The organism is Mariniflexile sp. AS56 (assembly GCF_030552475.1).
GTDB lineage: Bacteria > Bacteroidota > Bacteroidia > Flavobacteriales > Flavobacteriaceae > Mariniflexile.
In genome coordinates, this window is record NZ_JAUPED010000033.1 from 1 (window position 1) to 10,936 (window position 10,936).

Below are 10,936 nucleotides of genomic sequence, written 5' to 3' on the forward strand. Positions count from 1 at the left end.
ATAAAACACCTAATATGGTATATTTAAAAACAGCGTAAATCAATTTTAACCTGTAGCCATATTTCAGGACAAGACATTTAAGCCGAACTCAACAAATGAAAAAACTTAACTTTCTTTCTGCTTTGTTAATAGGACTATTGATTTTCTCATCATGTTCGAACAGTGACGATAATGAAACTGAATTATCTGTGATTGGTGGTTGGACTGTAGATGAAAGTATATTGAACGGAGAAGTTGTTACTAATCAAAGTGTGATTCGACTATTGACAGCCGATAATAGAACAGAATTTAGATATTTGATTGATATCGAAGGAAATTTGGAATTAAGAATTGAGCAAGGTGATTGGACAATGATTGGAAACGTGCTGACTATTGACTTTGACAATTCTGATTTTGGACCAAAAGTTTATACCGTAACTGATTTACAAAGTTCATCTATGAAATGGGAATCTGAAATTTCAGGAGAAGGTACTTTAAAGGAATTTTTAACAAGATAAAAACTGTTTACAACAACGTGTATATTTAATTGCTTGGTACAAGTCTACGTGGAAATTCCTGCGGAATTTCCTCTGGGTCGTTCCATTTTTGTTAAATTAGTTGCTTAAAACCACGCAACTAACCATACACATAAACGTTACAAACAATTTAAACCAATCACTTCTAAATGAAAAAATTGACAATGATTCTTGCTCTTTTAATAGGAATAGGAATTTCATCTTGCTCATCTGATAACAATAATTGCTTAAAAAGTAAAACTATAACCGTTGGAGTTATTGAAGAACTTAAAATAGTTAGTCACAAAGAAATCTACGCTGATTCCAATTATGACATTTGGATTTCTACATTTTCATCACCAAACGGAGATGGAATAAGAGATACATTCTCGATAATTATAATAGACCAAAATAGCGGTGGAGAATTTGATAGTTCCATTAGTATAAATTCCGCTGAATTTCTAAAAAGCGGAGAATTAAAAATCTCTAACGAATGCGAAGAGATTTTCTCAACTAACAATATAAATAATTTGACTTGGTATCCAGGTCATGAACCGCCTCAACCCGAAGGAACATATAATGTGAATTTAAAACTGACTTTTGCAAACGACACGACTATTGACATAACAGACTCATTTGAAGTAATTTTGACGAGTGATTTACCTTGAAAAATTAATAAAAACTGTTTGTAACACCGTGTATAAAAAATTGCTATTTTTAGCTTAACCAATGTGAGTTGCTTTGCTTGCTTGCATCTGATTTTCCTTCGGAAAATCCTCGCACACAAGCACGCAACTTTCCATACACATCAACGTTAGGTGCAATATGAAAAGACCAACGAACATTAATTAAAAATGACAGATGAAATCAAAAAGGAGGCAATTGAGCAACTTGAAAAAGATGTTCTTTTTGGCTTTGAAAACGGAGACGATTTACTTGAAAGTATAAGTGAAATGTTTTATGATGAAACTGACTTTGATGAGAATTGGCTAAAAAAAGAAATTGACATCAGGTTAAAAAATCATCAAAAAGAAAGTCGAAGCTGGGAAAAGCCTACAGATTTTGAAAGATTGGTTAAATCATTTGACGAATTAAATGAAAATAAGATTGTTTCTCTACATAGAGCTGGATATACAAAAAGTGATGGAGAAGAAGATTGCTCAGAAATAATTGATGAGTTAAAAGTTATCGGAATTAGCGTTAATGGATATTGCTATTATCATACTCAAGATTTAGAGAGAGCGATAGGAAAAGAAAAAATGTTATTTATCGGTTTTGATAGCTATAATCGTGATGATGGATTAGCAAAAGAAGTTGCGGAAAAAATAATTTCTGTTTTGACGAATAATGGATTTAAAACAAAATGGAATGGCTCAATAGACACGCGAATTGAAATATTAAATATAGATTGGAAAAAAGCAGTTGATAACATTGATTATAATTACAGTCGAGTTTTTGATATTATCGAAAAGCATCATAAACCTGTGAATAACGAAAAAATAAAAGCTGATAACAAACCATTCTGGAAAATTTGGTAGCAAAAAATACTGCACCTAACAATGGCTATAATTCATTGCGGCGGAATTTTTCTCCGAAAATTCCTATATTGCAATGAAGGCTTGGTTATCTCGGAATAGTCCTCTCGGACAATTCCGCAACGAAACCATAGCCCAACCGTTAGCAAACATTAGAACCGAATCTATGAAAGGAATTTACTTAACAATCATACTTTCTATTTTTTTGAGTTGTTCTTCATCTCAAAAAGCAATTAAGGAAACAAAATGTCCTAAAATTTACAAAAATAAGTTTACGGAAATTTTGAATGAAAAATATGTTACTGTAAACGGAAAAGACACTACAAAAATTAATGAAATTAGATATGAATGTGTTTATTCTGCTATGTATACCCACAAAGTGATGTACGATAGATATGGGAAATGGGACAAGGAAATTTTCCCAAGTAACAGAAATCACCCAATACTAATGTGGAATAATATTGACCTCTTGTCGAACGGAAAAAAATATACTGTTCTGACAAACGGACTTGAGGAATGGAAACATATTTACGCATCTGTTATGATATTAGATGAAAAAGAAAGAGACGTTTTAACGGAACAGACTGAAGAAAAAATTGCTCTAACAAACTTCTTTGGTGAATTAATAGAAAACCACAATCCCGAAAAGAAAGATTTTTATGAAGTCTATTGGAAAATGGTTGACCCAAAACGTTGGGAACAAATTAAACAATACCAAAAGAATAAATAACGTTTGCTAACACCGTGTATAATTAATTGCTAGGTCACTGCCGACTTACGAAAATTCCGCTGGAATTTTCTATCTGTGATTTGTTTGTTAACTTAGTTGCTTAACCACGCAACTAACCATACACAATCACGTTAGCTACAATTTCAAATGACACTCAATAGGAAAAATATTTTTGGAATTGGAATGATTATTCTGGTTCTTTTAGTCTTTTATAAGTCTTTGACTCTACCTAATCCTGGGAACTATCCTGCTTTTTTATGGACATTAATTCCTGTAGCAATTATTTTAATAGTCAGTTATTTTATAGCTCTACTTATATCTGAAAAAAAATCTATTAATTGGACTTCGTTTTTTATCATTAATTGTGTTGGTTACTTAATCTTACTTTATTGCTTCTTCGCTTATTAATTCGATTACTGATTATAAATCTGACCAAAGAATAGCACAACTGTTGCGTGCGACTGACCTTACTCTTGCTCAAAAAAACTGATTTTAAAACAAATATTGCGACTACTGACTTTTGCAATGCGTGGAAAAATAAAAAACTGTAGCTAACATTGTATAAAAATAATGCGTAAGTTTATTCCTTAATCAAAAGGTTAGTGCTTGTTTGCTTGCATCTGATTTTCCTTCGGAAAATCCTCGCACTCAAACTACGCACTATTCTTATACGGAACCGTTATATGCAACCTCAAAAAAAAACTTACAACCTATAAAAAAATATGAGATTCATAACATCTAATGATATAGAAACGTGGGCAAATACGATAGATTGTAAATATCATTTACCTCATTTAGTTAGAAAATTAATTCTGGCTACGATAAATAATGATACCATAAAAAAACTTCAATTTGATTACGGTGAAGATGTTCTAATTGGAGGGTTTGATGGGGAACTTATTTCTGAAACTGAAAATATGTTTGTTCCTTTAGGAGAAAGTGTGTGGGAATTTGGCACCTCTAATTCTAAAAAGAAAAAGGCAGATGATGACTACGAAAAAAGAAAAGAGAATCCTTTAGGCAAAACACCTAATCAGACAACCTATATTAACATTAATGGTAAAAAATATAGAGATAAAAATAAGTGGACAACAGAAAAAAATAATGAAGGGTTCTGGAAAGATGTAAGGTATTTTGATGCCTTAGATATCGAACAATGGCTAGAGTTAGCTCCTAATGTGGAATTGTGGCTTGCTGAAAAGTTAAATAAACCCACTTTAGGAATATACACAATTGAAGAATACTGGAAGCGTTGGAGTGAAAATCAATCTATAAAAATTGTTCCTGAAATATTGCTAGGTAATAGTAGATTGAATGAAATAGAAAAAATAAAATCCTTTTTAACTAATGATGAAAAAGTGTTTTATATTAAATCTATAACATCTGATGAAGCTATAGCCTTTCCATTGGCAGTTATCAAACAAATTGAAAATACAAAAGAAGATAACATTATAGTTATTGATAATAGAGATTCATTCAATCAGTTTACACAAACAGATAAGCCCCTAATTATACTTTCTAAATTTAAAATAGAGAATATTGATTTAAGTGGTGCTATTCAAAGAGGGCATAAAGTAATAATACCATTAAGTCTTTCTGATGACATAAATGCCTCTGAAAAGATTCAGTTACCAATTGTTTCAAGAGAATCGTTTGAAAAAGGATTAGGTAAAATGGGTATTGACTCTGAGCAAACAAGAATTTTAACAAAAAATTCAGGTAGGAATATATCTGTATTAAAACGGTTATTAAAATTTGATGATAGTATAAAACCGAAATACTTACAAAGTGTAGATATTATAGATGTTATACCTATTCTTTTTATTAACCGATTTTCAGAAAATCTAAATGGAGACAAAGATATTATTGAAAAAATCAGTGGTAAAAGTTCTGCTGAGTACATTCAATTTTTGAGAGTTTTAGTTACTCTAGAAGATTCACCTGTCTATAATATAAATGGAGTATGGAGATTAGTATCTCCTACTGACACTTGGTTATATTTTGCAAAGTATATAACACAACAAAACCTAGAAGACTTTAAGGAAATTTGCTTGGAAGTTTTAAGCGAAATATCACATAAATATACGGTACCTATTGAAGATAGAGGGAATTATTACCAAACTCCTCAAAACAGGACAAAGTATTCATCAAAATTAAGAGAAGGTTTATCAGAATCTCTAGCAGTTATATCTGTATTTGGAAATGACTATGGCATAAATTCTATTCCTAGCGTTCCTTTATATATTAATAATATCATTCAAGAGCTTCTTGAAATGGATATTACTGTATGGAGGTCGTTGTCAAGTAATCTAAAACTCTTGGCAGAGGCATCACCAACAATTTTTTTAAATAATCTCGAGCGAATAATAAGAGATAAATCTATTTCAGCATTTTTTGAAATTGAAAAAGGTTTTATGAATGAGTCCAATGACTTAGCCCCATTATTATGGTGCCTTGATATTATTGCTTGGTTTCCTGAACATCTAATGAGAGTTTCAATATTTCTGTGTGAAATAATATTAGTTTCTCCTGAGAGTTTCCCCACAACTAATACTCCATTAAGCAATTTAAAAAACATCTATAGAACTTGGTATCCCCAAACAAATACAAATGTAGAAGACAGAAAAAAGATATTAGAAATTCTTATAAAAAAATACCCCAATACATTATACGGGCTTTTATATAGTTTAGTCGGTAATAGTCAAGACACCGCATTTCATACGCCAAGACCCAAATGGAGGTTATTTTCAGAAATTAGAGAAATCAAAGTAACTCAGCGTGAAGTTTACTATATGAGAAATTTCTGTTTAGACAATGTTATTGAAACATCTAAAGATAATATAGAAAGAATATTACCTCTTATCGACTTGTTAGATGATATGGAGTGGAATAAAATAGATATTGCATTAAAGACTATAGAAACTAGCCTTCAATCTAATGAAGAAAACAAAGGCAAGGTGTTTCATAAATTTAGAAAATTTATAGGTAATCATAGAAGTTATCCAACGGCACGTTGGTCTCTGCCTAAAGATATTCTAGAAAAAATAGAACAAACGGCTATTAAATTCAAACCAGAGAATGATATCTTAAATGATTCGTACTTATTTGAAGAACATCATCCTGAATTTATTGAGGGTAAGCAAGATTCTGATTACGAAAAACATAACGAAGATATTTTATCAAGAAGATTAATATTCATTAAGGAAGTTCTTGAAAAATATGAAATAGATAAAATATATGAACTAAGTACTAAAATAGAACATCCTTATCTATATGGAAATGCACTTGCATTATTTGATAAATTAACAGAAGAAAATAAATTTACTACCTATCAATTAGTTGAATCAACGGATAAAAACCTTCTATCTTTAGTTAGAGAATTTATTCGAATCTCAGAAAACCGAACAAATTTACAGACACAAACAACAGTATTAAACAATATGATTGAGTCTGACCTATCTTCACAAGGAATTATTGTTTTTTTAAATTCATTAAGAGGTAGTATAGATTTATGGAAATTTATTTATGATTTACAAAATGAGGAAGTAGAAAAATTATATTGGAAATCTCAGCAAGGTTACCTTTACACAGATAGTAAAGAAGGGCTATTTTATGCATTGGATAAATTAAAACAATACGAAAAACCTATTACTCTTTTAAATACTTTAGGTTGGGGAACTTATGTTCATAAAAATATTTTAAAATCAGAAGAAGTCTTAACAATACTTGAAAATATATCTCTTATAGATTTTGAAGATACGTCTAACTTTGATCATCATCATTTCAAGAACCTTTTAGATTTTCTATATTCAAAAAATGATTACGACATAGAAAGAGCCGCGAAAATTGAAATGAAATTTATTTTTGTTTTTACTGGAGCAAGTTCGTATAGTCCTAAACCAAAAAATTTATACAAACTAATGTCTCAAAAACCTGATGAATATTTTGGCATCTTGAGTCAAGTTTACTTACCTGAAAAAGATGAACTTCGCGAATTAGAACTGCAAAAAGTAAAAGATAGTCCTAATTATCAAGAAATTCTTAAAGCAGGTTGGGATATAATGAATTCTTTTAATTTAATCCCATCATTACAAGAAGATGGCTCAATAAACTCTGTTCAATTTAAAAAATGGATATATGAAGTAAGAGTACTCGCATCTGAAAATCATAGAGTTGAAATTACAGATAGTTGTATTGGTAAACTACTTGCCAAATACCCAATTAATATGAAAGAAGGAAAAGGGTTTTCTACTGAAATATATGATGTTATAGAAGATATTAATTCAATCGAAATTAAAGATTCGTTTAGAGTTCAAATTTCAAATAACTTGGGCTTTACAAGCCGAGGAGCTTTTGAAGGAGGTAATATAGAACGATTTAAGGCAGGTTATTTTAATTCTCTTGTAGAAGAAACTAAGTTTACTCACCCAAATGTTTCTTTAATCTTTAAGGGATTGAAAGATAATTATTTATCAAAGGGAAAATGGGAAGATGAAAATGCTTTATTGAGAAGTTTGGAATAATAAAAGGCAGCATATAACAATGTATAAAAAACATAGGGCGTTTGTGCTAAACCGAAAGTTCTGTGAGTATTAACAAAGTCCGCTAAATATAAAATTTAGCGTTTATAGGAGAAAAGATAAAAGCAAAATATTTATATTTAGCTAAGTAATAAACCGAAACGAAAGTGCTTATTTATTGCCCTACGTTTCTTATACTAACCGTTGTAAACAATTTAAAAAACAAGAAATGAGAAAGATTTTTACGTTAATATTTTTAATTGCTTTAAGTTCAACTTCATTCGGACAAACTTTGAATGAAAAAGAAATGTATGGAAAATGGAATGTTGAAAAAATCATTAAGAAGCCTACAAACCCACAATTCGCACCACTAATAGTCGGATTTGAAAACTCTACTTTTATTTTTAATCAAAACGGAGATTTTGAACTTAAAACTACTTCCAAATCAGAATTATTCGGAATGATAACCGAAATGACAAACGGAACTAAATGGAAAGTGGAAAAGGATAAACAGTTTGTGAAAATCGGAAATGAAGACGACAGATATTCAATAATGGGAATTGCGATTAGTGAAGTTAATGGGAAAAAAATATTCTATCTTGACGAAAGTGGAATAACACTTGAAATGAAGAAAACTGAATAAAAACTGTTTACAACACCGTGTATAATTAATTGCTTTGGCAAGTGCCTATTTGGAAAATTCCTTCGGAATTTTCTCGCGTTCGTTTTTGTTTACTAATTTAGTTGCTAAACCACGCAACTAACCATACACAATCACGTTAGCCCACATTTGAAAAACACAACAGAATTATGGACAGAAATCTTAATTCAAATACTAAAATTGATTTAATTAAAAGATTTGATTTAGAAAATTTAGGAAAATCTCTCATTATTAAAGGATTTGAAAATGCTAATTCTCAATTGTATTCTAAAGCATCAGAATTTTTTAAACAAGCATTAGATTTAGTAACCTGTCAATGTGGAAATGGCTGGAAAGATGATTTTATATTTGATTTTCAAAAAATAATTTCTTCATCTACATTAAATTTCAAACCTAAAGATGCAACACTCGACTACTATTTTGTCCAAGCATTTCTATATTCTTACGCAGATGTAGATAAGGATAAGAAACTATTGAATGCAGGTCTCGATTTAATTCGTCATTATTTAAACCAAAATCAATGCATTTATGGGTTTTATGTTCAAGGTGTTCTATTTTCGGAATTAAAAATGAACAAAAAAGCAAGTGAGAGTTTTGCAAAAGCTAAAGAATTAGGAGATTTAAATTGTTTAAATTATAAACATGGGCTTCTGAAAGAATCAATGGAAGATGAATATGGTTTAGATGACTTAATTGAAACTTTAGTTGCAAATCCTTCAAGTCTTTGTTGCGCTTATCATCTGGCATTTAGCTGGACAAAAAGAAGGCTTGCTTGGGAATTGTCAATTCCGCCGTCAGTAAATCCACATAAAAATTCATTAAAAATAAATGACCTGACTGGACCAACTTTCATTGAAGAATACAAAAAGATTCTTGAAAATGAAAAAAGTTTAAACTTTGAAGAATTACTTGTATCTAAAAATAATGACGTAGCTAATTTTTTTAAATATCTTGACGACGAGAGAGAATATTTAAAATTACAAAAAGTAATTGTCAGAGAGAAAAAAAGAAATAAATTATTGGAATCTGAATGGGACAAGCGATATGGAGGAAAAAAAAGCAGAACGGAATATATTAATCGACCACCAATCAACTTGGAAGGATTAGATGTTGACCAATATCCGCCAGAATTTTGGGATAATCTAAAATAAAAACGTGGGCTAACACCGTATAAAAATAATTGCGGTTTAATGCTTAATTAAAGGTCGTTGCATGTTTGTAACGTCTGATTTTCCTTCGGAAAATCCTCGCATACAAACCCGCAACTATTCTTATACATAAACGTTGTGCTTCATACCCAAAAACTAAACCAAATGTTTGGAAATTTTAACATCGCAGATATAATCGCAATTAATTGTTCCAATATTGATGTGGAATGTAGAAAGGAATTAGAACGTGGAGTTTTAGTTTCTGAAAGAGATTATGTTACTGCCTTAACTACTAGAATTCGTGTTGAAATTGGAAATCATATTGGATTAAGAACTCACGCACAAACGTTAAATCCAACAATTGAAAATAAAAATGGAGTCGACGGAATAATTGTTTTTAAAATAGGTAATGAAATTAAAGCAGGAATTTTTGAAGCAAAAAGACCTCAAGTTTTAAAGAAAAATCATCCTTGGGATTATCCATCATCTAGAAAGCTTTCGCATTTTTCAGAGCAAATACAAAAACAAAGAAAATGGAGAGGACAATTAGCAATTTGGGAAATGTTTTTTAACGAAGGACCAAAAGGACACGAAAGTCCACCATTTGAATATTTTGGAAGCTCTTGTGTTTGGCACGATAATGCTTATAATTTTATGAATACACAAGGATTGATTTTTAACTGTTGGAACACAACTAAATTAAAACAACTTTTGAGTTCAGATTGTGTTAACTTTTACACAATCATATTTGATATGATTAGTTGTAAAGCAGGAAAAAAACATAAAATTAATATCAAAGACCAAAATTGTAGAATATTTAGTGAGTTAGACGATAACTTTTCAATGACAATTCCTTTGCCACTAGAAGGCGAAATAAAAAATGATAATCGAATTGAAAGTTTTCTTTTAGAGAATAATATTGATAGTTATTTATTTATAGATTTAGGAACGAAAGAATAAAGTACGAAAGCACAACACCGTGTATAATTAATTGCTAGGTTCTTCCCTACTTGCGAATATTCCTGCGGAATATTCACGGGTTCGTAAATGTTTATTAACTTAGTTGCTTAACCACGCAACTAACCATACACAAACACGTTGTACACAAGCTAAAACCCGAACTCAAATTGATAAAAAAGATACTAATTGGAATTTTATTACTCGGATTTATAGCCTTAATCGGATTTGTTGTTTTTATGGCAAACTTCGAGCTTTTCGACGAACCAACTGAAACGGAATTAAAAGCGGAATGTGATTACGAAGGTTTGCGGAAAATAATAATGTTGGAATCTGGCGGAAGTGCAGTTACGCGAACGTCAATTCATATTTCAGTAATGGATTGTAATAACGAAAAAAATCAAAATGAAGAATCGATATTTGTTGTGGATGCGCCAAACATTAAACCGAATGACGTAAGTTTTAACTGGAAAACTTTTGATACTGTGACAATTAAATACGATAAAAAATTGCGGATTTTCCAACAGGAATCAGAATCAAAAACTGTAAATCCGAGAATAATATTTGAATATATCGCAGAGTAAATGGCAACGTTTTTAAGATATTTTAGGTTTATACTAATTACAATTCTCTCATTAATTGTAATCTTGACTTTGTATTTTATTTTTGACAGATATATTTTAAATCCAAGAACGAAAGGAATAAGTCCTGTTGACATAAAAAATATTTTAACTTATTTAATTGCGCCTTTAACAGTTTCAACTTTAATTATTTGGATAATTGAGAAACAAATGAAAAAATAAAGCCTGTGTACAACAAAGTACTGTGGTAAAAAACAAGTAAAAATGCATTAAATTTTCACTAAAGTACTTCTATATGTGTCATCATATA

General features: G+C 30.3%; 9 protein-coding genes. All 9 read left to right on the forward strand.

All coding sequences use genetic code 11. The annotated features are described in order from the left end of the window. The first annotated feature begins 95 nt into the window (after positions 1-95). The 9 genes from Q5N74_RS18445 to Q5N74_RS18485 all read left to right on the forward strand — a co-directional run bounded on the left by Q5N74_RS18445 (position 96) and on the right by Q5N74_RS18485 (position 10,629). On the forward strand, positions 96-497 hold the full coding sequence (locus Q5N74_RS18445) for a hypothetical protein (RefSeq protein WP_304390471.1): 402 nt from the start codon (positions 96-98) through the stop codon (positions 495-497). 167 nt (positions 498-664) lie between these two features. Beyond that, positions 665-1,162 (forward strand): hypothetical protein, encoded by a 498-nt coding sequence (locus tag Q5N74_RS18450; protein ID WP_304390472.1) that lies wholly within the window; start codon positions 665-667, stop codon positions 1,160-1,162. A 186-nt stretch (positions 1,163-1,348) separates the two neighbouring features. Continuing rightward, complete coding sequence (locus Q5N74_RS18455; RefSeq protein WP_304390473.1) at positions 1,349-2,032, forward strand: hypothetical protein; 684 nt, start codon at positions 1,349-1,351, stop codon at positions 2,030-2,032. A gap of 163 nt (positions 2,033-2,195) precedes the next feature. After that, positions 2,196-2,759, forward strand: a complete 564-nt coding sequence (locus Q5N74_RS18460) for a hypothetical protein (RefSeq protein WP_304390474.1) — start codon at positions 2,196-2,198, stop codon at positions 2,757-2,759. Positions 2,760-3,481: 722 nt separating this feature from the next. Then, a complete protein-coding gene (locus Q5N74_RS18465) occupies positions 3,482-7,282 on the forward strand; it encodes a hypothetical protein (protein ID WP_304390475.1) in 3,801 nt (1,266 codons plus the stop codon). Between the two features lie 226 nt (positions 7,283-7,508). Next, positions 7,509-7,922, forward strand: a complete 414-nt coding sequence (locus tag Q5N74_RS18470) for a hypothetical protein (protein ID WP_304390476.1) — start codon at positions 7,509-7,511, stop codon at positions 7,920-7,922. A gap of 167 nt (positions 7,923-8,089) precedes the next feature. Further along, positions 8,090-9,091, forward strand: coding sequence for a hypothetical protein (locus Q5N74_RS18475; RefSeq protein WP_304390477.1), 1,002 nt, complete (start codon positions 8,090-8,092; stop codon positions 9,089-9,091). A gap of 162 nt (positions 9,092-9,253) precedes the next feature. Further along, positions 9,254-10,048 carry a hypothetical protein gene (locus Q5N74_RS18480; protein WP_304390478.1) on the forward strand — a complete coding sequence of 265 codons (795 nt, stop codon included), beginning with the start codon at positions 9,254-9,256 and terminating at the stop codon, positions 10,046-10,048. 167 nt (positions 10,049-10,215) lie between these two features. Next, entirely contained in the window at positions 10,216-10,629 is a 414-nt protein-coding gene (locus tag Q5N74_RS18485) for a hypothetical protein (RefSeq protein WP_304390479.1), read from the forward strand. Positions 10,630-10,936: the final 307 nt, after the last annotated feature.